This window comes from Curtobacterium sp. MCSS17_016, from assembly GCF_003234255.2.
Lineage (GTDB): Bacteria > Actinomycetota > Actinomycetes > Actinomycetales > Microbacteriaceae > Curtobacterium > Curtobacterium flaccumfaciens.
Window position 1 is genome coordinate 23525 of sequence record NZ_CP126255.1, and the last position, 25424, is coordinate 48948.

35 protein-coding genes are annotated in these 25424 nt (G+C 67.2%); 3 read left to right on the forward strand and 32 right to left on the reverse strand.

All coding sequences use genetic code 11. From position 1 onward, the window contains the following. Positions 1 to 11 precede the first annotated feature (11 nt). The 21 genes from DEJ19_RS18225 to DEJ19_RS18325 all read right to left on the reverse strand — a co-directional run bounded on the left by DEJ19_RS18225 (position 12) and on the right by DEJ19_RS18325 (position 12886). Complete coding sequence (locus DEJ19_RS18225; RefSeq protein WP_111232353.1) at positions 12 to 356, reverse strand: hypothetical protein; 345 nt, start codon at positions 354 to 356, stop codon at positions 12 to 14. Next, complete coding sequence (locus DEJ19_RS18230) at positions 353 to 703, reverse strand: hypothetical protein (protein ID WP_146250583.1); 351 nt, start codon at positions 701 to 703, stop codon at positions 353 to 355. Before DEJ19_RS18230 ends, DEJ19_RS18225 begins: the two co-directional genes overlap by 4 nt. Continuing rightward, positions 696 to 986, reverse strand: coding sequence for a hypothetical protein (locus tag DEJ19_RS18235; protein ID WP_111232351.1), 291 nt, complete (start codon positions 984 to 986; stop codon positions 696 to 698). The genes DEJ19_RS18230 and DEJ19_RS18235 overlap by 8 nt, the downstream gene beginning before the upstream one ends. A gap of 26 nt (positions 987 to 1012) precedes the next feature. Next, positions 1013 to 1372, reverse strand: a complete 360-nt coding sequence (locus DEJ19_RS18240) for a hypothetical protein (protein WP_111232350.1) — start codon at positions 1370 to 1372, stop codon at positions 1013 to 1015. An 83-nt stretch (positions 1373 to 1455) separates the two neighbouring features. Next, a complete protein-coding gene (locus tag DEJ19_RS18245) occupies positions 1456 to 2688 on the reverse strand; it encodes a DUF7007 domain-containing protein (protein ID WP_111232349.1) in 1233 nt (410 codons plus the stop codon). 22 nt (positions 2689 to 2710) lie between these two features. Beyond that, a complete protein-coding gene (locus DEJ19_RS18250; RefSeq protein ID WP_111232348.1) occupies positions 2711 to 3406 on the reverse strand; it encodes a hypothetical protein in 696 nt (231 codons plus the stop codon). Positions 3407 to 3483: 77 nt separating this feature from the next. Next, entirely contained in the window at positions 3484 to 4188 is a 705-nt protein-coding gene (locus DEJ19_RS18255) for a hypothetical protein (protein ID WP_111232347.1), read from the reverse strand. Positions 4189 to 4201: 13 nt separating this feature from the next. Further along, positions 4202 to 4723, reverse strand: a complete 522-nt coding sequence (locus DEJ19_RS18260) for a hypothetical protein (protein WP_146250582.1) — start codon at positions 4721 to 4723, stop codon at positions 4202 to 4204. A 23-nt stretch (positions 4724 to 4746) separates the two neighbouring features. Next, positions 4747 to 4929: a hypothetical protein gene (locus tag DEJ19_RS18265; protein ID WP_111232345.1), complete on the reverse strand. Its 183-nt coding sequence runs from the start codon at positions 4927 to 4929 to the stop codon at positions 4747 to 4749. Between the two features lie 64 nt (positions 4930 to 4993). Then, positions 4994 to 5503, reverse strand: coding sequence for an HNH endonuclease (locus DEJ19_RS18270; RefSeq protein WP_111232344.1), 510 nt, complete (start codon positions 5501 to 5503; stop codon positions 4994 to 4996). Between the two features lie 32 nt (positions 5504 to 5535). Next, on the reverse strand, positions 5536 to 5973 hold the full coding sequence (locus DEJ19_RS18275; protein WP_111232343.1) for a hypothetical protein: 438 nt from the start codon (positions 5971 to 5973) through the stop codon (positions 5536 to 5538). A 135-nt stretch (positions 5974 to 6108) separates the two neighbouring features. Then, complete coding sequence (locus DEJ19_RS18280; protein ID WP_111232342.1) at positions 6109 to 6393, reverse strand: hypothetical protein; 285 nt, start codon at positions 6391 to 6393, stop codon at positions 6109 to 6111. Between the two features lie 51 nt (positions 6394 to 6444). Further along, positions 6445 to 7191: an exonuclease domain-containing protein gene (locus DEJ19_RS18285; RefSeq protein ID WP_111232341.1), complete on the reverse strand. Its 747-nt coding sequence runs from the start codon at positions 7189 to 7191 to the stop codon at positions 6445 to 6447. A gap of 104 nt (positions 7192 to 7295) precedes the next feature. Continuing rightward, positions 7296 to 7577: a hypothetical protein gene (locus DEJ19_RS18290; protein ID WP_146250581.1), complete on the reverse strand. Its 282-nt coding sequence runs from the start codon at positions 7575 to 7577 to the stop codon at positions 7296 to 7298. An 80-nt stretch (positions 7578 to 7657) separates the two neighbouring features. Then, positions 7658 to 8350 (reverse strand): hypothetical protein, encoded by a 693-nt coding sequence (locus DEJ19_RS18295; RefSeq protein WP_111232339.1) that lies wholly within the window; start codon positions 8348 to 8350, stop codon positions 7658 to 7660. Beyond that, entirely contained in the window at positions 8350 to 8820 is a 471-nt protein-coding gene (dut, locus tag DEJ19_RS18300) for a dUTP diphosphatase (RefSeq protein WP_502869802.1), read from the reverse strand. Before dut ends, DEJ19_RS18295 begins: the two co-directional genes overlap by 1 nt. After that, positions 8784 to 9653, reverse strand: coding sequence for a hypothetical protein (locus DEJ19_RS18305; RefSeq protein ID WP_111232337.1), 870 nt, complete (start codon positions 9651 to 9653; stop codon positions 8784 to 8786). Before DEJ19_RS18305 ends, dut begins: the two co-directional genes overlap by 37 nt. Positions 9654 to 9714: 61 nt before the next feature. Then, positions 9715 to 10608: a ribonuclease HI gene (locus DEJ19_RS18310; RefSeq protein WP_111232336.1), complete on the reverse strand. Its 894-nt coding sequence runs from the start codon at positions 10606 to 10608 to the stop codon at positions 9715 to 9717. A 35-nt stretch (positions 10609 to 10643) separates the two neighbouring features. Then, entirely contained in the window at positions 10644 to 11057 is a 414-nt protein-coding gene (locus DEJ19_RS18315; protein WP_111232335.1) for a hypothetical protein, read from the reverse strand. A 24-nt stretch (positions 11058 to 11081) separates the two neighbouring features. Continuing rightward, positions 11082 to 11588: a hypothetical protein gene (locus tag DEJ19_RS18320; RefSeq protein ID WP_111232334.1), complete on the reverse strand. Its 507-nt coding sequence runs from the start codon at positions 11586 to 11588 to the stop codon at positions 11082 to 11084. A gap of 455 nt (positions 11589 to 12043) precedes the next feature. Then, positions 12044 to 12886: a hypothetical protein gene (locus DEJ19_RS18325; protein WP_146250580.1), complete on the reverse strand. Its 843-nt coding sequence runs from the start codon at positions 12884 to 12886 to the stop codon at positions 12044 to 12046. Positions 12887 to 12990: 104 nt separating this feature from the next. On the opposite strand from DEJ19_RS18325, the gene DEJ19_RS18330 reads away from it, so the two are divergent. Next, positions 12991 to 13503 (forward strand): hypothetical protein, encoded by a 513-nt coding sequence (locus DEJ19_RS18330; protein WP_146250579.1) that lies wholly within the window; start codon positions 12991 to 12993, stop codon positions 13501 to 13503. On the opposite strand, the gene DEJ19_RS18335 is transcribed toward DEJ19_RS18330, so the two are convergent. Genes DEJ19_RS18335 through DEJ19_RS18345 form a run of 3 tightly spaced genes read right to left on the reverse strand, consistent with a single transcriptional unit; the run spans position 13500 to position 16376 of the window. Further along, the gene (locus tag DEJ19_RS18335; RefSeq protein WP_111232332.1) at positions 13500 to 14018 is read right to left on the reverse strand and encodes a hypothetical protein; all 519 of its coding nucleotides are present in this window, start codon (positions 14016 to 14018) and stop codon (positions 13500 to 13502) included. The two genes, DEJ19_RS18330 and DEJ19_RS18335, sit on opposite strands and share 4 nt — an antisense overlap. 7 nt (positions 14019 to 14025) lie before the next feature. Then, positions 14026 to 14835, reverse strand: a complete 810-nt coding sequence (locus tag DEJ19_RS18340; RefSeq protein WP_111232331.1) for a DUF2637 domain-containing protein — start codon at positions 14833 to 14835, stop codon at positions 14026 to 14028. Between the two features lie 59 nt (positions 14836 to 14894). Next, the gene (locus DEJ19_RS18345; RefSeq protein ID WP_284176614.1) at positions 14895 to 16376 is read right to left on the reverse strand and encodes a hypothetical protein; all 1482 of its coding nucleotides are present in this window, start codon (positions 16374 to 16376) and stop codon (positions 14895 to 14897) included. Between the two features lie 506 nt (positions 16377 to 16882). Here DEJ19_RS18345 and DEJ19_RS18350 point away from each other — a divergent pair. Next, positions 16883 to 17254: a hypothetical protein gene (locus tag DEJ19_RS18350; RefSeq protein WP_284176615.1), complete on the forward strand. Its 372-nt coding sequence runs from the start codon at positions 16883 to 16885 to the stop codon at positions 17252 to 17254. Between the two features lie 255 nt (positions 17255 to 17509). Beyond that, complete coding sequence (locus DEJ19_RS18355; protein WP_146250576.1) at positions 17510 to 18238, forward strand: hypothetical protein; 729 nt, start codon at positions 17510 to 17512, stop codon at positions 18236 to 18238. 66 nt (positions 18239 to 18304) lie between these two features. Here the strand turns inward: DEJ19_RS18355 and DEJ19_RS18360 are convergent, their stop codons facing one another. The 8 genes from DEJ19_RS18360 to DEJ19_RS18395 all read right to left on the reverse strand — a co-directional run bounded on the left by DEJ19_RS18360 (position 18305) and on the right by DEJ19_RS18395 (position 25382). Continuing rightward, positions 18305 to 19342, reverse strand: a complete 1038-nt coding sequence (locus tag DEJ19_RS18360) for a hypothetical protein (protein ID WP_111232327.1) — start codon at positions 19340 to 19342, stop codon at positions 18305 to 18307. Between the two features lie 47 nt (positions 19343 to 19389). After that, the gene (locus DEJ19_RS18365; RefSeq protein ID WP_111232326.1) at positions 19390 to 19695 is read right to left on the reverse strand and encodes a hypothetical protein; all 306 of its coding nucleotides are present in this window, start codon (positions 19693 to 19695) and stop codon (positions 19390 to 19392) included. Between the two features lie 49 nt (positions 19696 to 19744). Next, positions 19745 to 20227, reverse strand: a complete 483-nt coding sequence (locus DEJ19_RS18370; RefSeq protein ID WP_111232325.1) for a hypothetical protein — start codon at positions 20225 to 20227, stop codon at positions 19745 to 19747. A 64-nt stretch (positions 20228 to 20291) separates the two neighbouring features. Then, positions 20292 to 21236 carry a hypothetical protein gene (locus DEJ19_RS18375; protein ID WP_111232324.1) on the reverse strand — a complete coding sequence of 315 codons (945 nt, stop codon included), beginning with the start codon at positions 21234 to 21236 and terminating at the stop codon, positions 20292 to 20294. A 29-nt stretch (positions 21237 to 21265) separates the two neighbouring features. Continuing rightward, positions 21266 to 23860 carry a S53 family peptidase gene (locus DEJ19_RS18380; protein WP_111232323.1) on the reverse strand — a complete coding sequence of 865 codons (2595 nt, stop codon included), beginning with the start codon at positions 23858 to 23860 and terminating at the stop codon, positions 21266 to 21268. 30 nt (positions 23861 to 23890) lie between these two features. Then, positions 23891 to 24352 carry an HAD domain-containing protein gene (locus DEJ19_RS18385; RefSeq protein WP_111232322.1) on the reverse strand — a complete coding sequence of 154 codons (462 nt, stop codon included), beginning with the start codon at positions 24350 to 24352 and terminating at the stop codon, positions 23891 to 23893. Further along, positions 24349 to 24621, reverse strand: coding sequence for a hypothetical protein (locus tag DEJ19_RS18390; RefSeq protein WP_111232321.1), 273 nt, complete (start codon positions 24619 to 24621; stop codon positions 24349 to 24351). The genes DEJ19_RS18385 and DEJ19_RS18390 overlap by 4 nt, the downstream gene beginning before the upstream one ends. A 110-nt stretch (positions 24622 to 24731) precedes the next feature. Further along, positions 24732 to 25382 (reverse strand): hypothetical protein, encoded by a 651-nt coding sequence (locus tag DEJ19_RS18395; RefSeq protein ID WP_111232320.1) that lies wholly within the window; start codon positions 25380 to 25382, stop codon positions 24732 to 24734. Between the last annotated feature and the right edge of the window lie 42 nt (positions 25383 to 25424).

Here is a 25424-nt window from a genome sequence, read left to right on the forward strand (position 1 = left end):
TCTCCGGCGACTTAGGACGCGGTGCCGAGCGGCCAACGCTGTTGCGGTGCTTGGCGGACAGCCGGGCGTGAGCGGGCCGGGACGCCTCGGAGGTGGTCGGCGATGCCCTGGAGGTACCGGCCGGCGCCGTCCGCCTGCTGGCTGCGGCCGTCGCGGTCGGCGGCGAGCGCCGCGACGTCGTCTGAGAGCAGGTGCGTCAGGTGCGTGTGGTCGCTGAGTGCATGGAGGACCGCGGCGACCTGTCGGGGTGTCGGCGGCTGGTCGCCTCCGAGGTACACCTGCGAGGTCAGCGCTTGCTGGCGCATGAGCCGGTCTGCAGCGTGTTCGCCGGCAATGTGGAACGTCTCCTGGGTCATGCTTCGTCCAATGCGGCGACGGCGTCGAACGGAACGAGCGTGTGGCGGCCGCGGAGGGAGGTCGCGACGACGTAGGCCTGGTGGCTGCCGGCGCGGGTGAAGGTCGTCGGGTTGTCCTCGAGCCCGTACTGGGCGACGCCGTCGTAGATGGTGCGTGCCCCGACGATGACACCTGACCGTGATGATGGGGTCTGGTACGGCCGGGCGGGACGTCGCTCCCAGGTCTTCTGGGCCTGATGCGACCGCCACCACGGGGTGTCTGCCCCCGGTTCGATGAACGTGCGGGCGCGGACGTACTCTTCCGTGAACGTGACCCGGTCGCCTAGGTCGAAGCGTGGCTCAGGCAACGGCGTGCCGCCCTTCACGGTCCCACCAGGCGGCCATGTCGCCCATCTGCTGCGCGATGTGGTGCTCTTGCTGACGGTGGGCTGCGAGCTCATTCTCCGTCCACGGCTTGAACCGGTGACGGGGGAACTCCGCATCGAGCTCACCGGTGTGCGGGTCGGTGGTGCCGCAGGCCGGTTCGTCGCGACGTCGGATGGTGTCCCGGCGAGTGGCGCCGCAGTGCAGGCACTTCCGGTTCGGGTCGGTTCGCCAGTCCAGGACGGCTGCGGGCGAGGTGTCGGTCATGTACGGTCTATGCCGGTCCGAGCGGGTCAGCGGACCGAGGTCACCCACGCGGAGGTCAGGGTCACGTGATGCTGCGGCGCGAGCGACGGCATGGCGTAGGCCATCGCCGCGTCGCGGAGCGCTTCGAACGCCAGTCGGTCCTGGGCGGGGCTGGTCTGTCCAACGGTCGGCCGGAGGTTGAACGCGGCGTTGACGGACCATTCCAGGTCGATGGTGTCCGCGTCCGCGGCGGCGTTCAGCGCACCGAACCGGTCGATGACATCAACCTCGGCCTGTGCTGCGGCGAGCGCTTGGACGTCCTGGTCGGTGAGGGTCGCCGCGCGGTGCGTGATGGGGTCCAGCGCGGTGGGGGTCGGTGCCGGTCCGGCGGGCAGCAGGAGGGTCATATCTGCCCTATGCGCGGACGGGACGGATCAGCGAAACGGCTCGACACCGAGATGGTGTCGAGCCGTTTCGGGAAAGGGGGGTGTCAGGGCCGGATGGTCGCGGCGCGCTCCCGAGCTGCTTGTGCCGCCTTCTTCTGCTCGGCGGCTGCTTCCCAGCGGGGTCGCTCTTCTGCGAGCTCGGTCTCGCGGAGGGCGGAGTACTCCTCGTACGCGGCGGCCCGCTTGTCTCGCAGCGCCTGCCGGTCCTGGAAAGCAGCCTTCTCGATGCGGGCGTCGAGGGAGGACACCTTCTCGTACGCCTTCGACGATTCGCTGCGGCCGTCGGGGATCATGTCCAGCGCCTTCCACGTCGCCGCGGACACACGGAGGAACGACGAACCCTGTGACAGGCCGTAGCCGCGCTTGCCGCCTTCCTGGATGACGGTCCGCTCCGTGACACCGTCGCGCTCGATGATCTCGCGCAGGGTGCGGACGTTCCCGTCCGCATCCCGCCACCGCTGGCGGAGGTCCTTCTCGAGCGCAGACCGCGCCGGCGACGTCAGCGGTGCTGAGGCGAGCCCAGAGAGGTCGTACGTGTTGAGAACCGGACCCTTCGGAGTCTCGTCCTGCTTTGGCGGCAGCTGCCGATACTTCGTCGGGTCGATGATGAACTTGCTGCGGTCGATGACGGTGTTGTACTCGCTGCGTGGGACGAGGAACTCGCCGGTCTCGCCGGTCGCGGCGACCCGTCCCTTGACGACGACGTGGTCTGGTTCTGTCTCAGCGGTTGCGGAGCCGGCGAAGACGAAGTCGTTCTCGTGCGCCTGCTTCCACAGCTGCTTGTCACGCTCGACCGACTGGCCGGGGAGGATGCTCTCTCCGGTCGCCTTCTCGTACTGGTCTGGGTACTGGTCGCGGAGGTACTCGAGTGCGTTGGTGCGGATGTCCTCTGCGGTCCGGGTCTGCCCGGTTCCCCAGCGGACCTTCGTGTAGGCGTCCGCGTGGAACGCCTCGGGGATGTACCGTTCCCCGTCCTCGTTGTACCAGCCGGATCGGTTCCGCAGCGGCGCCGGGATGGCGGCGTTGCGTTCCGGGGAGAGCTTGACGCCGCCGTGGCTGCCGGTGCCCACGATCACCAAGCCCGGCGCAACATGCTCTGCAGAGTCTGCCGCACCCCAGGGCGTGCGGCTGCCGACGTCGATGTTCACCTGACCCCACTTGTCCTGCTCGGCGAAGGCGAGGAGCACGTCCGTGTCGTCGTGACGTGCGTGGGCGAAGTGGCCGCCGTGGCCGGGTTCACCGACCTGACCCTTGTGCGCTGGTCCGTTGATGCTCATGGCTGTCATGTGCGCGGGGAGCTCACGCGGCGCGCTGCTGGGTTGCGGCACCGCGTTCGATGCGAGCCATCATCGCCCAGCCGACAAGGTCGTCGGTGAGGGTGCCGTCGCAGTCGTCGTTGTCGTGGCTGTGCTGCTCCGTCTCGCAGGTGCAGTCAGCGATGGGGTTGCCGTCTTCGTCGCGCGGGAAGTCCTCCTGAACGGGTTGCGTCTCGATGAGGAGCGTGTCGCCTGGTTCGAGGTCGCTGACCAGGTCACCGAGGAAGTGCTCCCAGTTGGCGCTATAGAGGTTCTCGGCGGGGCTGAACTCCCGCCGGTAGTCGGTGTCCTTCGGCCAGTCGATGCTGCCGTTCTCAGAGGTGACGTAGTCGGAGGTGATGCGGGTCTCGTGGACACGCTGCACGACGCCGTTGTGCGGGTCGACGCGGAACGTGTCGCCGAGGTCGCCGGCTGTGTCCGCGGACTCGAGCGACTCCCAGATGCGCGGTGCCCAGACGGCGCCGTTCTTCTGCCGGTCGTACCGCTCCCACGAGTTGGTGGGGTGCACCCATGGGGCGTCGTCCCGGAACACGTCGTAGGGGCTCGGGTTCGCGTCGCGGCCGCCGCTGGCGGTTGACGCGAGCAGGGTGACGTTGTTCGCTGCGGCGTGGGTGCTGCCGGCGAACTGGCCGCCGTTGCCGGGGATGCCGCGGTCCTTGTTGCGCAGGATGTCTGTCATGCCTGGCATGTGTGCGGGGCCTTCCGGGGAAGCAAACGCGCACCCGAACCCACGTCCGGGTGCGCGTTCAGGTGGTGTCAGCGGCCGAGGAGCCGATTCAGGAGCGCCTCGGCCCCATCAGCGAATGCGAGCTGGGCGTCTTCACGCTGCTCGTACGCACGGCGGTCATCGTTCATCCCCTCGTTGGTGTCCTCGTTCCACTGGTCGACCGCGGAGCGGAGGTCGTCGAGGAGACGTGTCGCTTGTTCGATGTCTTCTTGTGCGAGCGCACCGTGAGGTGTGGCGGGCACAGGCTCGTCGTTGACGAGGGCGCGAAGGGCGGGGCTGAAGGCCTCGTTGTGCGTAGCCTGGTACTCGACCTGACCGAGAACCTGTTTGGCGCGCTGGTGCGACGCAGTCACATAGGCGGTGATCTGCGCCTTGTCCTCGTCCGTCCACGTGTCCGGTGCCCCCGCCTCGTCGAAGTCGTCGAGGTACACGTCTCCGTCGAGCTCGAGTGTGTTCACCCACACCGGGCCGATCATCGCGGCGACGGAGATCTGTCCGTCGGAGTCGCTGTACTGCGGGACGACGTCCGGCCGTACGATCCCTTCCGGCCACTCCGGGAGCGGCTCAAGCGAGCTGGTCTCAACGGTGTACGGACCGACGCGGACGCCGCTGGTGCCGCTGCCCGTGAGTGTGACGGATGCGTCAGCTTCGGTCTTCTTGTGGCCGGCGAACTCGCCGCCGTTGCCGGGGATGCCGAGGTCTTGGTTGCGGATGATGTCGTTCACATCGTCCATGTGCGCGGCGGTTCTACACGTGCTCCCAGACCCGGGTGAGGTGCGCGGGCGTCGTTGGGGCTTCGGCGTCGTCGGGGTGGATGCTGCCGATGACGCGCCGCCACGGTCCGGTGAGCGTGTCGTAGTCGTCTTGCGTGTAGCCGGCTGTGCCGATGAGGGGTCGAGTGAACAGGCCGCGGGCGGCGAGAGCTGCTGCGGTGAGTGCCTTCGGGTTGCTGGCGAACCGTTCGGGAAGGCGGGTGAACGTGTGGACGCGGCCGGCATCTTCGGCGGCGTCGCGCGCGCGCCAGAGGGCGTCGCCGGTGGTGCCGGCGTAGTCGCGGACTGCGTCGGCGTACGGCAGGTTGGTGTCGGCCTGGTCGATGACTGTCGCGCGTTCAGCGTCGAGGGTCTGCGCGGCGAGGGAGTCCACCTGGAAGTCGGGCAGCTGGTCGAACGTCTGAACGAGATGCTTGATGTGGTCGGCTTCGGGACCGAGGTCGAACGTCGGGGTGTCGGCCTTGCGGCTCTTGAACAACGGCATGACGAAGGTCATGCGGCGGAAACCGACGTCCGCGGTCACCCTGTGGTTTGCTGAGCAGCCCAGGTGTTGTACAGCCCTCGAAGCGTGTCTTCGTCGGCGAGAACGGCGAGAGCTTCCGTTTGCGTCATCGTGATGCCGAGCTTGTCCCGGGTGGGTCTGGTCATCAGGCGTTGCCGGAATCGCGCGTACGCGTAGTCGAACCCCGTGTGTTCCCCCATGCGTCGACTATCGCCGATCCGGTGGACGCAGCGCCAATTGGCTGCTGGCGCTGCGTCCGGCGGATCAGGCGAGCCCGTACGCGACCGGGTCGACACCAGCCTTCGCGACAGCGAGGACGAGGGTGTCTCGTTCGGTCACGACGCGCGGCTTGTACCGCAGCGGCCTGCCCCACTCCGCAAGGGTTTGGTGACCCTTTCTGTTGTTACACATATTACACGCCACCGCAGTGTTCATCCATCCGCGTGGGTCTCCTCCGCGGGAGATCGGTTGGATGTGCTCGACCGTCGGGTCCTTCTTCGAGCCGCAGTAGATGCAGCCGAGGGCGGCGTCTCGCTCGAGCACACCGCGTCGCGACCAGGCGCGCGGCCGGTGCATGTAGGACACCCGGACGTACTTGACGAGCCGGACGACCTTTGGCAGCGGGATCTCTCGGTCGACGGACCGGATGGTGGCCCCTTCGACGGCCTCGACGACGACTGCGCGTTCCTTGACGAGGAACAGCACCGCCCGATTGAGGCTGACTGTGGTCAGCGGCTCGTAGGAGGCATTCAGTACGACGACTGGACGCATCATGGGCGGGGTTCCTTCCTGGAAGGTGCCGTGTCCTACACGGCGGGTATCGGCGGGTGGTCTGCGGTGGGTGAGGGTGCGGTGGCGATGTGCGGGAGGGGGTAGACGGAGTACTCCGACTGCGTTCCGGCGTGAATGAGGGCGTCGGCGTGCCAGGCGAGCTCGGCGCCGCAGTCGTCGCACACGAGTCGGTGGTCGCGGATGCCTTCGAGTCGGCGGGCCTTGGCGTAGGTGCCGTTCCAGCGTGTTTCGACGACGACGCTTTTGCCGCCGGACGGCAGCAGGGCCAGGCCGGTCGTCTCGTTGGTGTCGGCCTGCCGGATCTCGAAGCCGCCGTTACCGGCGATGATCTGGAAGTACGCGCCGTCCTGTTCGATGGTGATCGTCTGGACGTTCTGGGCTGCGGTGATGCCGTCGGCGCTCGTGAGGGTCGCGCGAGTGAACCGCGGGACGCGGGCTTCGTGCTGGCTCATGGGTGCTCCTGGTGGGGTGGGTGGGCGCTGTTGCCCCGGTGTCTGGGATGTGTGCGGGCCGCTCGGGGAAGCGGTGTTGCTTCTCCGAGCGGCCCGCACGGGGTCCGTCATCTGCTGATGCGGCGGAAACGGTGGCTACCGTTCCTGGTCGCCTCCGATGGAGTTTCCCGCGCGGCGTCGGGCGTCAGCGGACCCGATGCGGGTCAGACGCTCGTGCCACTGCTCCTGTCCGTAGTCGAGGCCGGGCATACCTGCGGAGGTGGAGCTCTCTGCGAGCAGGCTCGCCGCCTCCGCCTTGTTGTCGGCGCGGATGCGGACGATGAGACGGGGGTGCCCGTACTGACGCAGCGCCTCGATGAACTCCTCGAGGTCGTTGGGCCCCGGGATCTCGATCTCGGCTTCGTACGCGTGCGTGCTCATCGGTTCGCCCTTTCGCCGGCGGTTGGTGGTGTTGCCTCTATCCGCGGAGGCTCAGACGAAGACGAGTTCCTCGTCGACGACCTCGTTGGGGACGAAGACGACCGGCCACTCCTTCTCGATGACGATGGGGGTGCCGTCGTCGTTGAGCTTGCCGACGCGACGGAAGTAGGACTCCAGCCCGGTCGCCTGCTCCCGGGCCCAGGCGATCTGGGCGGCGTGGAGCTGGTCGAGGGTGGTCAGGCCAGCCTTGGTGGCAGTGTCGTCGATGAGCTTCCAGGCGACGAGGCCGGCCATGATGGCGTCGGCATCGGCGGTGTGCGCGTTCTCGAGCTCGTAGCCGTAGTGGCGGGCGACGTCGGTGAGCTTGCGCTTGCCCTTCCGGTAGGGGTCCTGCTGCTTGTCGATGACGAACGGGTCGATGAGGTGGAAGTGCAGCAGCGGCTCGATGCCGTGACGGCGGGCTTCGCGGTCGGTGATGGTCATGTCGTAGCGGCCGTTGAACGCGACGATGGGGACGCCGCGTCCGACGAGTTCGCGGAGCTTGGTGACGATGCCGGTGACGCCAGCGAGCGCGGGTACTCCGTCGGCCTGCGCCTTCTCGGTGGTGACGCCGTGGACCGCTGCGGCACCCTCTGGGATGGGGATGCCCGGGTCGATGAGCCACTCGAACTTCTCGATGAGGGCGCCGCTCCGGTCCATGACGCCGATGTACGCGGTGACGATGCGGTCGTTCTCGACGTCGACACCGGTGGTCTCGGTGTCGAAGACGCCGAGGTGTTCAACCTGGTTGATGAGCACGTGGGGTCCGTTCCTTAGATGGGTTGCGGGTTCGCCCTGGCTCTATGCGCGGACAAGGCCCGCTGCAGGGAGATGCAGCGGGCCTTGTTTGGGAAGGGGACGGGCTAGAGGCTCGTGACCTCGTCGGCGGAGTGACGCCGCTTGGCGAACTGGCCGCCGTTGTCGCCGGTTCCGAGGTCCTTGTTGCGGAGCATGCCTGCGGATGCCTGGTTGAGGTGCTTCCGCTGCTCGGACGCGCGGCGACGGGTCTCCATGCTGGCGGCGAGCCGCGGGCGGACCAGGTCGCGGTCCTGCCACACCTTGACGGCTGCAGCGCCCACGACCGCGACGCTGCCCACGACGAAGCCACCCATGACTGGGCCGCTGAGAAGGAAGGTGGGCAGCATGTGGTTCTCCTTGGTGTGGTGGTGGTGAACCGGGTTGCGGCTCTCCACGCGTCATGTGTGCGGCGTGTTCGCCGCACCCGCTACGTTGTGTGCGCCGATGGTGTCGGTGTGGGCGTATTTGGCGCACCTCCGGGACCGGGCAGCGCGGCGGATGGGTCCACCAGCCAGGTCCACTTCTCCGGTAGGTGCGTCGCGGCGGAGGTGACCAACCCCTCGAAGGTGTGGCTCAGCACACCGCCCAGGATGAGGTCGAGGGCGACGGCGACGCCGGCGAAGATGAGCGCGCGGACGGTGAACCGATGGAACTTCCCGTGCGGTCGAGCGACGACGACGCCGACGATGCCTCCGATCATCCACGCGGAGACGACCGCGAGGAACGCTGCGAGGACCGGGGTGATCGACTGCGGTGGCACGGAGAACCCGAGGGCGTGCAGGAGCGGTTTCGGAACCGGCCAGGTGACTGGTGCTCCGTTCGACCCGACCGCGAACGAGTAGGTGAACAGCCCGACGGCGACGATGAACAGCGTCACCGTCACCGTCCGCTGCACGCGGAGGACCTGCCAGATGATGCGTGAAGTGCGTTCGCCAAGGATGTCGTCAGGGTCCCGTTTCGGCTTGGCCTGCTTCGGCTGCTTCATCTTCACAGCGCGCTGACCCTTGCCCTGGAAGATGGGGGCGGACAGCTCGGCCTTGCGGACGGGTTCTGCGGTGAAGTCACCGGCGATGGGCTCCCCGTCGTCCCAGGGTGTGCCGGAGGCGAATGGGTCGTTCATCACGACACTCCCGTGGAACCGAACCCACCTGCACCGCGGGAGGTGGTGTCGAGCTCGTCGGCTTCTTCGATGGTGACGGTCACGTACTCCTGGATGACGAGCTGTGCGATGCGGTCGCCTGCTGCGGCGATGAAGGGCTGGTTGCTGGTGTTCAGCAGCAGTACCTTCACCTCCCCGCGGTACCCGGAGTCGATGGTGCCGGGAGTGTTCAGCACGGTCACGCCCTGCTTCGCGGCGAGTCCCGACCGGGGGTGCACAAGGCCGACATGGCCGGCGGGGATCGCGAAGGCGAACCCTGTGCTGACCAGGCGCCGCTCCCCGGGCCAGATGGTGACTGCTTCCGCAGCACGCAGGTCCAAACCTGCGTCACCGTCGGAGGCGTAGGCGGGTGCGGTGAGGGTGTGGTCGCCGATGCGCTTGATGCGGAGGGTGCTCACTTGGTGTCCTTGTCGGTTGGCTGGGAGGTGCAGTGCACGGGTTGACCGGGCTGCCCCTGCTGGTGAACTGGCGCGAGACCTGGGGCGCTGATGGTGCAGGTCAGGGTGTCGCCACTGGTGGCTGGTTCCGCGGTGGCGGATACGTCTCCCGTTCCCGACGTGCTGTATGGCGCCGGGACGTCCCCGGGCGTGGTTGCGGTCGTGCCGAACCGGACGTCCTTGACCGAGACGGTGGCGCCGGTACTCGTGACTGTCAGCGTGGTTGCGGCGGCACCGGTTGCTGTGGTCGTGGTGTCGCTGGGGTGGAACTGCTGCCACCCCGCCCAGCCGGCCGCTCCAACTGCGAGGATGAGCGCGACGGCGGGGATGGCTGCGCTGCCGCGGCGCTTCGCCAGCCCGATGAACGCGAGGACGACGGCGAGGACGCCCAGGGGTAGCGCGACGATGCTGGCCGTGGGGATGAAGGTGGCCGCCGTGGCCGCCGCTGCAGCTGCGATGCCGCCGATGGCGAGGTAGTTCACGGTCGTCTGCACTACCGGAGCCGGCTTCTCCGCCTCGAGGGGAACGGGTTGGACGGCGGCGTTGTCGAACATGCCGTCCGGGGACCCTGAGGCGTAAAAGGCGCTGCCCTTGTTCGCTGCGGGGTGGGCGAACGGTTCAACGTCGTCGTCGAACCCGAACGAGGTGCTGTTGTAATGGTCGTCGGGCCCTGCCGCCTGTCGTGACGCTTCGTACTCGGCGATGAACTGCTGCTTCGCAGCCTCTTCCGCCTCGTGCGCTGCCTGTTCGCGGAGTCGTTCTGCTGCGCGAAGTTCCCGGCGGGTGGGCAGGTGGTGGTCGGCGTTGCCGTCTGGACTCAGGGTCATGGCGCTTCCTCGTCGGTGAGCTGCATGGTGTGGGCTCGTTACTTGCTCGACATGCGACGAATCAGGCTGCGACGAGCTCCTGCAGCGCGTCGTTCATGATGTTGCGGGCGATGCTGTTGCGGCTGGCTTCGGCGACGCCGCTTGCGGTCTGCCGTGCGAGTCGAGCGAGTCGGTCTGCTGCATCGTTGAGGGGGTCTCCGTCGTGGCCTTTGACCCAGACGAACTCGACGCTCTGCATGTGATCCGCGGCCTGTTTGATGCTGCGGACGAGGTGCTCGACGGCGTTCGAGTGTCGGCTGCGTTCCGTTCCGACGTCCCTGGTGAGGCAGGTCAAGGCGCCACGGGAGTCGGTTCGGATCCGGAGCCGCTCCCCCGCCTCTGCTCCGAGCAGCAGCTGGAGGATGGCGCGCAGTTCCGCGACGAGCACGTCGGTGGTGCGGAGCGTGCCGTAGCCGTACCGGCCGTCGTTCCGGGCCCACGCCCAGGAGGCACCCTTCCCGCGGCCCCAACCGACGGAACCATCGGTGCCCGCTTCAACGAGAGGGCGTTCCTCCGGCTCGAGCGTGCTTGGGTGGCCGGGAAGGGCGGACAGCAGTGCACGACAGTGTCGCCACCCGTGTCGGTCCCACCCTTCGCGGTGATTCATCTGCGACTTCGTGAGGATGGTGATCGGGCCAAACTGGCCACCGAGGTTCAACAGGAGACGTCGGGCGGCGGAGTCGAAGACCGACACGTCGATGTACCGGTGCTGCCGGTAGGCGTCCGTGGCTTCGAGGTGGTCGATCATCGTGCTGATGACCTGCCGGCGGATGACGTCGTTCTCTTCCTCGGCGAAGGTGCCGGAGGCGACGATGTCCACGTCGTCCGCGGTGATGCCGCGGCCGAGCGCCCATGCGGATGCGCCGTGTTCACTGACGATGTGCAGCGAGTAGGTCTCCGGTTCGGTGGCGCTCATGCCACCTGCTATGCCGCCACCGAACCGTCAGGCGTCTAGTAGCCGGTGCTGATGACTCGCTTCCAGGCACTGAGCTCCTGCTCGGTTCCAGATGCGGGGTCGAAGTCCACGACGTTGCCGTCTTCGTCGAAGGTGAAGACGTCGTAGTCCGGGTACATGCCGGCGAAGTTGTCGAGGTCGATGCCTCGTCCGTAGTTGATGTCGCGCTTCGGGATGCGTCCGAGGGACACCGTGTAGTCGGGTTCCGGCTCCGGAGGCACCGGCGCGGTGGCCAGCCGGCGGCGCTGTGCGAGCGCTGCGACCGCTGCAGGTGACGGCGGGGTGGGCTTCGGCGCCGCGAGGGTGAGCGGCGCTGCTTCGCTGTCAGGTCGGTTGGCTCCGGCGAACTCGCCGGCCCCGGGTACGCCCTTGGGGGTTCGGCGCTGGGTGAGGTGGGATGGTGTGGTCACATCCCTTCTGTGCGCGGCGTCTGGTTAGAGCAGTGCGCCGTACGTGTCGGTGAAGTCGTCGATGCTTTCGTCGGTGACCCCCATGCGCATTTGGACCAGGTTGGCTACGGCGTAACCGATGCCGGAGACGATGGTTTCGTCGGTGAACCCGGGGATGTCGTTGTACGTGGGTGCGGCGACCTGTGCGGGCTCGTCGGCGATGGTGTTGTCGATGAACTCGTTGTAGATGGCCCACACGGGGTGGGTGGGGTTCAGGTGGATCGGGTGGGCGAGGCTGCTCATGATGTCGGGGTCGCGGAGGTATCCGGTGAGCTGCGCGCCGGCTCGGATGTACGAGTCGGGGTCGGCGATGATGAGGCTCGCGAGCAGGTGAGCGGAGACGGCTACCGCGCTGACGCGTGCACGGTCAGCGAAGACCCCCACTGGGTGTCCGAGGAAGATGTCACGCACCGTCTCCAATGCGAGGTGCAGCGCGTTGCGGCCGGCGTTCGTCGAGAACGCGGTCATCTCTTCGGCGAGCATCATGCTCATGGCTTTCCCCTTTATTCACGCCCGGACAAGCCGGCCGTCGCTGAACCACATTCATTCGTAGGCCTGCTACTGATGAATGCGCGCGACGTGTCCCTCGTCGCGAGTTGGCGGCACAGTCGTCTGACTTCTGCTATGGAAATGCGGGGACTTTCACGGGTCCGTCCGCTGCAGCTGCGGTGCTGCTCCACCTCGCGGTGGTCGGGTAGCAGGTGCGCTGTGTCGCAGTTACAACGTTACCAGCGGCCGTCATTCGTTTCGGCGCGCGCGAGGTCAAACGCACCCCGTAGGGGGCACAAAAACACGCCCAGATCGTCGGCTGTAATCGAACCGTTATCGACCAGCTCAGTTCGCGGTTCGTGTTGTCCCCCACCTCTGTACCCGCAGAACACTGTCCGCCAAACGCCATCAGCGGGCACCCCATGGGTTACCCGCTGATGGCGTTCCTGGCGCTTCGGTCAGAAGACGTTGCTGAGACCGAACTCCTCCTCGCACACCTCCGCAGCAACACGCCGCGCGCGAGCGAGGAGCGTCAACGCGCGGGCATTCGTCACGCCGACCGCGCGGCCGATGTCTGCCCCATTGGAGACCACGGGTGGTTCCGAGTAGAGGTCACCGATCCACGCGTCGGCGACCTGGCCAAGTTCCTCATCGCGTTCGTAGCAGGCCTCGATCACCATCTGCACGAGCTCGCGGCCCTCGACCTCAGACAGCACGAAGTCCGGCATCTCGGTCGCCGGGCTGTCGTGCTCGAGCAGTTCGGCGATGGACCAGTCACCGGGCAACTCGTCGACGACCCCGTCGAGATCGCCTGCGCGCTGCCGGTTCCGCATCAGTTCCGTCATACCGCTCATCGCCGTGACTGCTGCGGACTGGAAGTGCGTCGCTGCCCGCTTCCGGCAGGAGCCGTACACGTAGCGGTACCAGTCGTGCACGTCCGTCGCCGGGCGCTTGTCCGTGAGCAGGTGATAGGTCGTTTCAGCACAGAGGGAGACCACGTCGTCCGCGTCAGCAACCGCGGTGCTGCTGTAGCTGGAGGCGATACGTGGCGCCCAGGCGCGGAAGTGCGGCAGCATGTCTCCGCAGACGTCGGAGACTTCCTCAGGCGTGCGTGCTTCGCGCATGCGGTTCGACAGGACGGGGGCGGGGATTTGAGCGGCGTGTGTGAGTGCAGTCATGGTGTGGTGTCCCGAGGACTCAACGACAGTACGCCCGCCGGGTGGCGCCCTGTAGCCCCCCGGACGGGGCGAGGCACCCCCACTTCGCGCGTCAGCGCAGCCCGCACTGGGGGCATCGGACACGGCTCCGAATCCTTACCTCCAGGCCGTCCCTGGCATAACTCCGGTATCGTGGCGACGTCGACACGACAGACAGTGAAGAGCACCCCGAGCACGAGGAAACCCCGTTGACGTTGATCAACTCCGACGAGAGCACGCCGAGCGCTGAAAGCGCCGAGGCTTCTCGTCTTGAGCGGGCGCGCACGGAGGCACGCCGGCGGGCACTCATTCGAGGTAGGGCAATGGCTGATCACGATGAGCACATCGAGCGGGAAGCGCACAGACTAGCGAACCAGCTCGAGTCGCAAGAAGCAGCATACGATGCGTGGCAGAATGGGCGTTCGCATCCGGACGATCCGCTCTACGAGTTGATTTGGCGCGGTTCCGGAAAAGGCGTCGACGTTGATAAGGCGCTCGACCGTTTGAACCGTGACCGGAAGGTTCTCAACGACCTTCGGGATGACGTCATCGGCATTACCGATATTCCCGGCTACCGGGCTCTCGGGAATACGAAAGAGCTTGTCGTGGAACGGCTTCTAGAGCGCATCAACATGTACGAAGATGCTCTCCGCAGCCACGGCCGAAACCTGACTGTGAATCAGGCCAATGTGGCGCGAATGCGGAACAACGTCGGCCGCTAGAACAGGTCAATCTGTTCGCCGCATGCAACCTGCAGCACGGGCGCACCGGCGGTGGAACCCTTCCCCGCAGCGGTGATGCACCACTGACCTGCGTCCTTCCCGGACACGATCTGGTGACGCTTCATGAACTCGTTCGGCAGGAGCGTGTTCACCTCGTCGTCCTCAGAGTACGACGACCAGTCGCAGGACAAAGCCCCGTCGGCTTTTCCTGTCTCGGTGTAGGCGACGCCGCATGAGACGGCACCGCCGCCGGGCAGGAGCACCTCTCCGTCGTCGTACTTCTGCGCGGTCTTCGGTTCTGAGATGCCGAAAGTGAATCCTGACTGCGGTGCGTAGTGCAGCGCCGGCAGCGTGCCGTTGCTCGCGCCGAGCGCCGCCATCAGCAGCGCTGCGATGAGCGCCGCGACGACGGAGAGGGTGGCGACGAACCACGCCTTCTGCCGGCGACGCACCCGGTTCACGACGTGCTGTGCAGCGTCGAGGGTTGGGGCAGCCTGGTCGTCGAGGAGGGTCATGGAAGCTCTATGCGAGCTGTCCGCTGTCAGCCGGGTCGTGCTCCTCGCGGATCTTGTTCACGAACCGAACTCCGGTCTTTGCGCTCTTGCCGAGCCATCCTCCGACGACAGTTCCGGACGGCCACCGCCCCTGCTCGGCGAAGAAGTCGAGCACCAGGCGCTGCACCTGCGCCTCGGACTTCGGCTTACCGGGCGCTGACTGCCGGGCCGGTCGCACAGGCTGTGCCGGCGGTACCGGCGCGGGGGCCAGGGACATAGGCCGAGCCGCTGCTCGTTCGGTGCTATCCGGCACGGAGGTGCTCGTCGCGGGCGTCTCTTCCGTTGCGACTGCATCCGGGACCGGTTCCGTTGCCGGCGTGGTGACGGGCTCACGGAGGTCCCGGTCGAGCGTCTGCTTCTCCGGTGAGGTGAGCATCAGCACGAGCAGGTGCGTGGAGGTCAGGAGCGCGAACGGGGCGACGGCGCCGACGACGAAAGCTTCTGTCGTACCGATCCTCCCGCCGGTGGCGTGGACACCGTTCGCGTAGATGCTAAGGGCCCCGAAGACAATGAGGACCGCCCACGGGTAGCCCCGGGTGGCGATGCGGTCTCGGGTGCGGAGCACGAGTGTGCCGAAGGTCGCAACGACGATGGTGCCGTCGACCATCAGCGGCCAACCCCAGGCCACTGTCGCCGGGATGCGGGCCATGGTGGCAAGGCCGGTGAGGGCGGTGAACGACAGCGTGAAGCTGATGAGACCGACGATCATCACGGCGATGGCGACGAGCCACAGCAGGATGGGACTGTTCGCGGACAGGATGCGGCCGTTGACGGACATGGGGCACCTTCTGCGCGCGGGTCGGGAGCGCGTCACTCGTGGTTGATGCGGCGAACGAGTCAGTGGCGGTTGCGAAGCGCGCCGGCTCCTCCTCCGAGACCGAACAGCATGGCCGCCCCGATGACCCACCAGGTGACGTCTACGCCTCCGTCGCCCTTCGCCGTCGCGGTCCGTGCCGGCCTCGGAGCCGGTGCCGGTGCCGACGCCGGCGTGGACACTCTGAGGGTCTGAGCGGTGCGTGCTTCTTCACTCGTGCGCCGGTCATAGCTCTGCAGCTCCGGTTGCTTCGGCGTGACCGTGAGTGCGGAGACGAGGTACCGGACCTTGCCGCACAGTTCGACGTGATTGCGTCCCTGCCCGCAGATGCTGAGGATGAACGGATCGTGCCGGCTCGCTGGCGTTTCGATGCGGAAGGTGCCGGCGGCGGAAGCCGGTCTGATGGTGATGCCGTCGGGGCCGGTGACCGTGACACTGTTGCGGTTCAGGCCCCATCGCGTGGGGTCAGCGGCAATCGTGACGGCGTCGAGCGTGTCGGAGAGCCCGGCGACAACCTGGCGTTCCGTGGTCGTCCATCCGAAGCCGTCGTTGACGCTGAGGTGCATGCTGCTGCTGTGGCAGTTGGCGCCGTTCGCTGCGGCGCAGGCCCGCCACGTGAAGTTGATACCGCCGACGAATGCTGGGTCGTCGAGGCGCAGGGTGAAGTGGTGTCCGGTGGCGGTGACTGTCGCATGCTCGGGCTGTTCAAGGATGGTGAGGGTGCTGGGGTCGAGTTCACCGGAGTCGCTGCGGGTCGGGATGGTGAGCGTTGCGACGCCGTTGTGGTCAGTAGTGACGGCTGCGGCGGTGCTGTCGTTGACGGTGAATGTCGGTGCGACGCTGACGGTGATGACTGGCGTGATGCATGCGCTGCTGTCTCCGAGTGAGCAGATGTTCACGCGGATGCTGTCCGCTCCGGAGGAGGTCGGCCCGGTGTAGTCGATGACGCTTCCACGTGCGTGGACGTGGCCGCGAGCGGCGTCGGCGGTCACTGCATCCAGGTCCGCTGCGGTCGGGTTCTCGAGCACCGACCTCGCGTCGAGCTCAACGTGTTGTCCCGCTTCAATGACCGTCGCGGTGGTGGGCTTCGACTGCAGCACGGTGGGCGCGAAGGTGACGGTGACAGTTCCGTTGGTGCAGACAGCTCGGTCGGCTGTGCACACCCTGTAGGTGATCCGGTCGCCGGCTGCGGGAGCGTCGTCCCCTGTGCCGAGTAGTGGAGCGGGAGAACTGCCCTTTCCGCCGGCTGGGTCCGCAGCGGCCGCCGGTTCGGTGCTGCCCTGGTCCACGGGCGGAGCTTCGGGTGCAGGTTCGATGGGAGGCGTTGGGGTCGCCGTTGCCGTCGGTGCCTCTGTGGGTACCGGCGTAGGCGCCTCGATGAGTGGCGGGTCCGTCGCGGTCGGCTCCTCAGGGGTCGTCGGGGCCGGAGCGTCTTCGGTTGGTGGGCTGGGGGTAGTCGACGCCGTGGGTTCGGTTGATGGTGCGGGCTGGGTCGGTTCGTCCACGACTGGCGGCTGTACCGCTGGTTGCGCAGCGCGGACGATTACCGCCCGCGGGAGGGACGTTGCCTGTCGGGCCGGCCCTGCCAGCGAAGCTGCCGGCAACACGGCGGGCGCCGCGTACGTCGTACTGCCGCTGGCGGCCGTGAGAGCGCCGGCGCCCGGGGAGGTGACAGCGAAGGTGGTGAGGTCCGCAGTCAGTCCTGACGCTTCGGCGACTGGTACGTGGACTGTCGCTCCGGCGACCGCGACGACGGAGATCTCCGCCGCCGTGCCCTCGGACGTCGGGATGGTCGCTCCGAGTGTCATGGCGGCGGTAATGGCGGCGAGTGCGGTTGCGACCGCGGTCGCGCGAAGGCGTGGGTGGAGCAAGAGACGTCATCCCTTTCATCGCGCACGGTGCGCTCGCCGTCTTCTATGCGGGCGTCTCCCAGGCCGGTGGAGGCATAGCCACCGGTATGAACGTGACTTCCACGACCCGAATCGATCGCCGTGAGCGGCAGCCTCTGGTGGTGTCTGACGTCGCTGCGGGAGTGACGATGGTGGACGCGGCCGCACGGCTGGAGCAGGCGACATACCTCGTTGAGTCGTTCGACCAGCGCGGCGGTGAGACGCGCTACGACACCGTCCTACTGCTGCCGGCAACGAATCGGACGATGGAGCACCGTCTTCGAGCGGTCACCATCGTGCGCGAGGGCACGGTGTCGTCGGTGGTGGAACTACTCACGCCGGAGCGGGGATGGACGGCGTTCGATGCGATGTCCGCCGGTGAGAAGGCGCACCTGCTCGAGGAGTACGGCGCGGCGACATCTCCCCAGCGCCGCTCGCTGCTGATTGAGGCGCAGCGCCATCAGCTGCTCCTCGCTACCGCAGTCCTGAGCTGACCCAGGGAGGGCCTACACTCGTTGCGCATCGCAACGCGTTGTAGGAGGTTTCCCCGGATTCGGGTTCTGCGGGAGCACCTCTCCGGCGCCTGCGACGCTAGTGGGCGTCCTCAGGATTCGGGTTTCTGAGGGCGCCCACTCACGTGCTCGTCTCCGCCGCGTCAACGGCGGTGACGACGTCACCGTAGAGGTGGGCACACCCAGCGGAAGTACCCGGCCCGGCGACGACGCAGCAGTTCCGCGCATAGCAAACGCATGAGCGATTTGCTGAACACCGCCGCGGGCACGCTCACACCTGCCGCGGTCGGCACGCACGTGGACATCTCATTCACACCGACGCCGGGGATCCGAAACAACTGGAATCCGCAACCGGTGCAGGTGAACGGAACTCTCGACTCCGTTCGCGTCTACGGACACGGGTCCGTCCGTGCCGTCATCGACGGGGTGACCTACCACCTGCCCGAGAGTGCTCCTGTCCGTGTCGCGGCGCACCTTCGCGTTCCTGACACCGCGGTCACCGCGCAGTCTCCTTCGGCAGCCACCGATGACACACGAGCGACGGAGGAGGTTCGTGCTGGCATCCTCGGGAAGCGCGTGGGGGTGGGCGAACTCTCCGTCGACGACATCGGCAGGACCGTCGAGTTCGACTTCCGCGGCGCACGGTTCTTCGGTGAACTGACCGCCTTCAAGTCGGCGCTCGGCATGTTCAGCGTCACGTTGGATGGCACCGAGCGCTTCCTGTTCGACGACGAGCAGTCCCTCGTCGTGGGAGCGGCTGTGCGGGGCGCGGCGCCGGTGGCTGCTCTGGCTCCTGCTACGCCCGGTCCCGAGGCGGGGCCGGCTGCTCGGTTTCCTGCCGCCGCCACCTCGTCCGCAGTATCGGGAGCGCCTGCCATCCCGGATGCGTCCCCCTCGGGGCCGGCTGTCGTTCCCGTCGCTTCTGCGTGGGTTCCTGTACCTGCCGACGAGCTCGAGTTCGTGTAGCTCACCGGCTCGTTCACCCCTGGTGTGAGCGGCGGTAGGGCGTTGAGCAGTTGCTGCGGCGGCCCGTTACACCGTGGCCGGTTCGCATTCCGGGCTGGGCAGCCACTCTGACGCCAGGCTGTCCGGGCGGAACGCCGGCTTGTAGACGCCTGCGACGTCGTCCCAGCCGTAGCCGCGGTCGCTGTTCCTTGGGCTGTCGAGGAACGCGGGGCGGTCCGCGGTGATGGTGGTCGTGAGCGTGCCCGGGATGCGTGCTGAGTACCCGGAGCCGTTCATGCGGTCAATGAGGACCACTTCTGCGCCGGTGAACGTGAGCTTCCGGCCGGGCGCGAGGCTGACTCCATCGGTTGGAGATGCCTGGAGGTCGCGGATGTCTGAGTAGGTGATGACATCGAGGTCGACGGCTTCGTGCCAGTTGCTCGGGCCGTTGTTCACGATTTCCTCGACGGCCGTGGTGACTTCCGGGGTGATGGTGACACCGTGGCTGCGGAGGGCTTCCTCGAGTGCGCGGACTCGGGGGACCTGGATTGCTTCGTAGCTGTGCCCGCCGTAGTCGAAGCGGGGGTCCACGCCCTCCGGCCAGTGGCCGTCTTCGTCGGGGTTGAGGAGGCTGCCGGCGTCGGAGATGAGTGGGGCGCGCATGAGCTGGTCCGGGGTGTTCTGGATGAGCTGCTTGACGGGGTCTGACGTGTCCTTGTCGTACACGGCTTCGCGGAGCGTCATTTGCTCGTCCGCGTCGAAGTCCATGTCGTAGTCGGCGCCGTGCTCCTGGCAGAACTCGCGGAGGAACGTCTCTGCGCTGTCGTGGCTCTGTTCGCTGATCCAATCGGACGTGGAGTCGTAGAGGGTGTCATCGTCCCCGGCAAGGTACGCCTGCACCTGCTCTTCGTTGAGCTGGTCGTCGTAAGCGACGTAGGTGAGGTCCGGGACGGCGTGGGCGTCCAACCCCTTGATGAGCTCGGTGAGGTTCTCGACGGTGGGGGCCGAAGGCGGGACTGTCAGGGCGACATTGCCGGAGGCGTCTGGGCGGTTGTGGCCGTTGAACTGGCCGCCGCCGGGAGTGCCTGCTGGGTTGTGGCCGCGGCCTGCTGCGTCGATAGTCATGGGATGCCTTCCTCGGTTGGTCATCCCTGATGTGTGCGGCTGGTCGCTCAGATGTGAACGCCGAGGACGCGGGTAGTGCCAGGCCGTGACGGCTGGTCACCGTCCACCTCGTTGACGCTGGTGTCTGGCCAATGGTCGGCGTCGACCATGTCGTCGTCGACGTCGAAGGTTCGGACGCCGAGGTGGTCGAGGGCGTTCTCGACGTCTTCGATGGTGGTGTCGGATTCGTTGTCGAAGTCGAGGGTGGCGAGGATGGTGTCGTCGTCGTGGATGGCTTCGGCGAGTTCACGGAGCGTGGTCGGGCCGATGGCGCCGATGAACTGTGTGTCGGGGTCGAACCAGAGGTCGGCCATGCGTGCTCCTTCGGATGAGGGTCGGTGCACGCAGGTCAGATGCGGCGGGTTACGGGCGCACCTTCGTCAGGGCGGTGAAGGACATGTTCGTGAAGCCGGTGTCGCAGGTCTGGTAGATGAGGTCGTAGCCGCGGGGGATGTCGGCGGAGGTGTTCTTCTTCCCGTTCAGGTGGGCGACGACACCTTCTACGCGGTACGTGCCGGCGTCTTTCCCGGTGAGGCGGATCATGGTGCCGGCGGTCTTCGGGAAGTCGTCGCCGCCGCACCGGTCGTGCTCGGCGATGGTGGGGATGCCGTAGAGCTTGGTGAGGTCCACCGCTCCCTTGCACTCGTCGATCTCGTCCTGGCCGCCAGCGGTCCACACGGCGACGGTGTACGGGTTCCCCGGGGTGTGGGCAGTGTCCGTGGGCGTGCTGATGCTGCGGATGGCGGTGAGCGTTCCAGCGGTGACGAGGAACGCTGCGCCGACGATGGCGAGGACCGTGACGAAGCGGTTCGGGCGGGTCGTCTCGGTGGGGCGGTCGTCGCTCACAGGGGTCTCCTCCGGGTGGGTGGTCACCGGCTCCTATGCGGCGCGCCTGGCAGCCGGCGGGACGTCAGTTGTCGATGTCGCCGAACTGCTGCTTTGACCAGTGCATGTCCCGTTCGATGGGCTGCTTGAGCGGGCCGACGAGCTGCTGCTCGAGGTCGCGGAGGTTGGTGTAGCCCCACTCCCCTGCGCCGTGCCCTGCGATGCGGGTGAACCCCCATGCCTCGCCGGTGCTCGCGTCATGCTCGGCGCAGTAGAAGTCGAATGGCCCGGCGAAGAAGTGACCGACGATGGGGATCTCCGGCAGTGGCGTGCTCTGGTGGGTTCCGATGGCCGGCCACTTCTTCTGCTCGGCGACGAAGAACTGGTGTCCGCGGCGACGGCGGTTTGTCTCCGGGGTTTTCGCTGCGCGCGGCCGCACGGGGGTGACGATGCTCTTGATGGCGGAGTCACGCCGTTGCTGCTCGAGCGACTCCTCCAGCGTGGGCGCGGCCGTCTGCTCGGCGCGCTCCGCCGCCTCCTCGTCTGCGAGGGCGCGGAACCCCTCGGCGAGGGTCTCGAGGCGTGCAGCTCGGGCTGCCCACTGTGCCTGCTCCGCGGGGTTCGTCACGCCGTCGGCTTGCGCGCGTGACGCGTCCGCGTTGCGGTCGAGTTGGCCGGCGATCCATCCGTTCGGCTGTGTCCGAAGGAAGTCGTTGACGAGTGGGACGAGGTTGCGGTCAACGGAATCCCACCCGATCTGCTCCATCGGCGACAGCGGCGTCGGTGGCGCGGCCGCCAGCAGCTCCTTCGCGCGGTCGCGTCGCCACCAGTGCTTCGGGTCAGCGCCGTTGCTGTCAGGGTTCATGACCGCGTACTCAGCGGCGAGGCTGATGTGCTTCTGTGAGGGGCCGGCCTGCGCCGGCAGGGTGAGGGTGACGCCGTGCGCTTCGTCCTTGTGGAGTGCTGCGAAGTGGCCGCCGTTGCGGGTGGCTTCGCCGGTGTGCTTGGTGCGGACGATCTGGTCAGTCATGATCGGTCTGTGCGCGGCGGCCTCGTGCGTCAGCGCGTTCCAGCGGTTGCCGGTTTGTCGGGCGTCGGCGTCGGTGTCGGTGCGGACGCTGCGACGGTGACGGTTCTGCAGCCGAGGCTGGCGTCACCGCCGGTTCCGATGTTCCGGCTGACGACGCAGATGCTGTGCTTCCCGACGGTCAGCGCTGCTGGCACTGCGGTGTTGAATCCGTGCTTCCCGGTGACGTTCTTTACCCGGTTGACGTCGGCGCGGAGGCTGTCGGCGGTGATGGTGCCGATGATCTTCCCGTCCGAGGTGACGGCGACGTTGATGCTTCGGCTCGGCGTGGTGGTGTCGTAGGTCCAGCCGCGCACGGTTACGCCAGCGGTGCTGGCAGACGCCTCCTCGTAGGAGCCACGGATGGTGCTGTCGGCGATGCTGATGGTGCGGCAGTTGAGGCGCGTGTCAGCTCCGGCGCCGATGTTCTTCGCGACGACGCAGACAGGCTGCTTCCCGGTCTTCGTTGTGCGGAGCGTCACGTTGTAGCCGTGCTTCCCAGTGACCTTCTTCGCCTTGTTCACGTCGGAGCGTGCGCCGTTGATGCTGATGTTGCCGATGTTCGTTCCGCCGACGGTGACGTAGCCGGTGAGGGATGTGCTTGTCCCGCTGGGGTCGAACGCCCATCCGCGGACGGTGACCGCGCCGGGGCTTCCGGAGGCACTGTCGAGGGTGCCGGTCGGGTTCGGTGACGGGAGGGTCACTGTTCGGCAGCCGAGGAGTGAGTTCGCGCCGGCGCCGATGTTCGTTGCGGTGATGCACACGTCCTGGCGGCCTTGCTTGGCGGTCTTCATGGTCTTGGAGAAGCCGTGGTTGCCGCTGACCTTCTTCGCTCGGTTCACGTCGGAGCGTGCACCGTTGGCGGTGACGGCGCCGGCCTCTTCGCCGCCGACGGTGACCGTGACGGTGAGCGGCTTCCGGCTGTCGGAGTTGTCGTAGGTCCAGCCGCGGACGGTGACGGTGCCGGGCCCGGTGGTGACTGCGTCGATGGTGCCGATGGGTGAACGCTGCTGGCAGCGGGAGGCCTTCGGGAGGGCGTTCTTCAACGCGGACCAGTTGGGGCTGCCGAGACCGGTGACGAGGTCGTAGCCGCGGCGGGCCTTGTCGGTGCCGTTGCCGCCGGTGGTGATGTCGCGGAACCCGCGAGGGTTGGCGTAGAGGGTGGAGTGGATGTCGCCGATGCCGATGCTGCAGCCGCGGTTGCCGAGTGTGGAGGCGAGTTCGGCGGCGAGGATCGGTGACGCGAGGCTGGTGCCGCCGGCGAGCATCCACCGTCCGTAGATGCTGGAGTAGACCGCCGGTCCGGTGTTCGGGTCGGCGATCGCTGCGATGTCAGGGGTCTGCCGGCGGCTGCTGGCGATGCCGGTTTTCGACTGGTACGAGGGTCGGGTGAACTTCGATGACAGGCCGCCGCCGGTCGAGCCGGTGCTGTTGCCCCAGGTGGTCTCCCGGTAGGCGGTTCCGGATTTCGTCAGCGACGTCCCGCCGACGCTGAGGACCGCTGGTGACGATGCAGGGTAGCCGACTCCCTTCTGCCCGGTGGTGCAGTAGGCGCCGTGGTCGCCGGACGCAGCGAACATGGTGGCGCCGGCTGCGACGACACGGTCGATGGCGTCCTCGAGGACGGTGATGGTGCGTGCGGAGAGCTGCGGTTCGCACATCAGCCAGGAGACGCTGACGGTGGTGATGCCGTGCTGGGCGACGTCGGCGGCGACGTGGGAGTACGCGTCGTACATGCCTTGGACGCTGTTGTCGGCGAAGTACACCCGCTGAGCGGCCTTCGGGGCGACTGCGAGGATGGTCTGTTGGTCGAGGGCGACCTCGAACGCTCCGGCGTCGCTGTCCTTCTTGGTGGTGCTTGCTCCGTCGACGCTGATCTGCGTGTACGAGGGCATCGCTTTCCCGGCGGCCTTCGCGTACGTCTTGAGGTCGTTGGCGTTCCAGCCGGAGAACTGCACCGTCGCGATGGTGGTTCCGGCGCCAGCCGTCGCGCTGCTGGGAGCGCCGTACGCTCCGGTCAGGGTGGAGGCTGGGGTGCCGGGTACTGCCGTTGGGCTGATGACCGGGCGTTGGTCGAGGCCGAGGACGGTCGTGGCTTTCCCGTCGAACGATGACGGCATGACCGGTTCGCTCGTTGGGTGCATCTTCTCGCCGACTCCGACGAGGTGCACGGTGAAGAGGCGTTCCGCGTCTGCTGCGGTTCCGGTGGCGGTGAGGTCCCAGCGGTCGCTGTCCGCGTCCACGGTGAAGCCGGCATCTTCCAGGGCGGTGCGGACATGTGGCGCGTGGCCAAGTGGCGGAGCAACGGCGCTGACGTCGGTGGGCGCGCTTGTCGTTGCGATGCTCCGCAGCTCGCCACGGTCATCTGGGGTGAGGATCACGGTGATGCTGACTGGGGTTGCTCCCGGGGTGCGTGCGGTGTCAGCGGTGTTGCTCTGCCTGCCGGCTGCGCCGTGCACCGGTGCCGGGGTGAGCGGTGTCGCGCTTGCGGGGGTCGAGGTCAGCGCGGACCCCGAGGTGATGGCGATGATGGTGATGAGAGCTGCTGATGTTCGCCGGCGGCCGGGCCGGTGGGGGCGGAAGCGCATGCATCGGAGCTATGCGGCGGGTGCTCCTGCTCAGCCGTCGGCGAGGAAGCGCTGCATGACCGCGACGTCGGCTGGGGTGAGCCCGTCGACGGGGACGACGGTCAGGTGCGGACGACTGTCGGCGATGCGGTCGAGGTCCGCGAGCCGGTCCTCATGCAGGTGGTCGTCGGCGTGGATGAACGTCTTCACGTCCGGGTTGGAGGTGAGGTAGTCAGCGATGGCGCGGGTCTTCCACCAGCCGTTCCCAGCGGTGCGGACGGCGACTTCTGTGTCAGCCCGGCCGAGGTGCACGTCGAGGAGTTTCGCGTCCGCCTGCCAGTCGGTGACGTAGACGATGCGGGCCGGCAGTGCCCCGACCACGGCGAGGAGCCGGGGCGACATTGGGACGTCCCCGTACGGGGAGTCGATGACGGTGTAGTCCGGCCATGCCGTGGTGTCCTGGAAAGGCAGCAGGACCCGGTCGATGTCGAGGAAGAGGACCGCGCGGGTCATGCGGCTGCGACGAGCTCGCGGGCCCTCTCGACGCACTTCATGCAGACGCGGAACGCATCGTGCTGCTGCCCTTCGAGCTCGTTGGCTGCTTCTTCGAGGGTGATGTCGGAGACGTCCCATGCAACCTCCGCGCTGCAGAGGGCGAGCGTGTCGGCGCCGCCAGACATCTTCTTCCCGGCTGCGGTCAGCGGACGGACGTGGTGCGGGGAGAAGGGGGTCGCCAGCGAACGCTCGCAGAGGGCGTAGAGCGTGTCGGTCTGTTCAGTCATGTTCGATCCGTCTTCGAAGGTGGTGGCGCTGTCGTTGGCCCTATCCGCGGACAAGGGCGCGAGATGCGTGGTCGCTCGAGCGGTAACAATCGCTCGTTGCGTTGCCTATCTCATTCCCCGAGGAACTCGCCAACCTGCGCCGGCAGCGGGATGTTGAGGAGCGTACAGAGCGCGCGCACGTCGATTGTTGCGTGGACTGTGTAGTTGGTTTCGCCGGTCCGATGGTCGTCCCAGTCCTCGAACTCAACATTCACATCACTGATGGTGTCTGGTAGCCCGTGGGCGATGAGGGCCTGCCTCAGCTCATCGTTCACATCGCGGTCTCTCCGATCACGGGCAGCAATCAGCTCATTCACGTGCGCGCGGTCTGCCTCGGTCCAGACGTAGGGGCGCTCTCGCCCCGCCCATGTGGAGACGATGTTCTTCGGCCAGACGACCATGGCTACCGCCTCGTCCGGGAGGATGCGGCTGCCTACGCTGCTGGTGATGAGGGACTGGTCGAGGTCTTTGAGCTCCTCGAGCCGGCGGGCTGCTTCATCGGCGGAGTCTGCGGCAGTCCACTGGATGGCGAGCATCCCCGGGGTCTTCGGAGCATCGCCGCGGATGTACCCGACTTGGAGTTGCTGCCCTTGGGCGTCGTATGTCGAGTACCGCTCTTTCGCGGTGACTTCGGTGCGGGGTTCGAGGATGAGGACCGGCATGCGTCGGTCGTTCGCCTCGTACAGGTAGACCGTGTGGCCGACCATCTCCTTGCGCTGCATCGTCGCCCTCTCGTGTGGTGTCGACCGTCAGCGTAGAGGGAG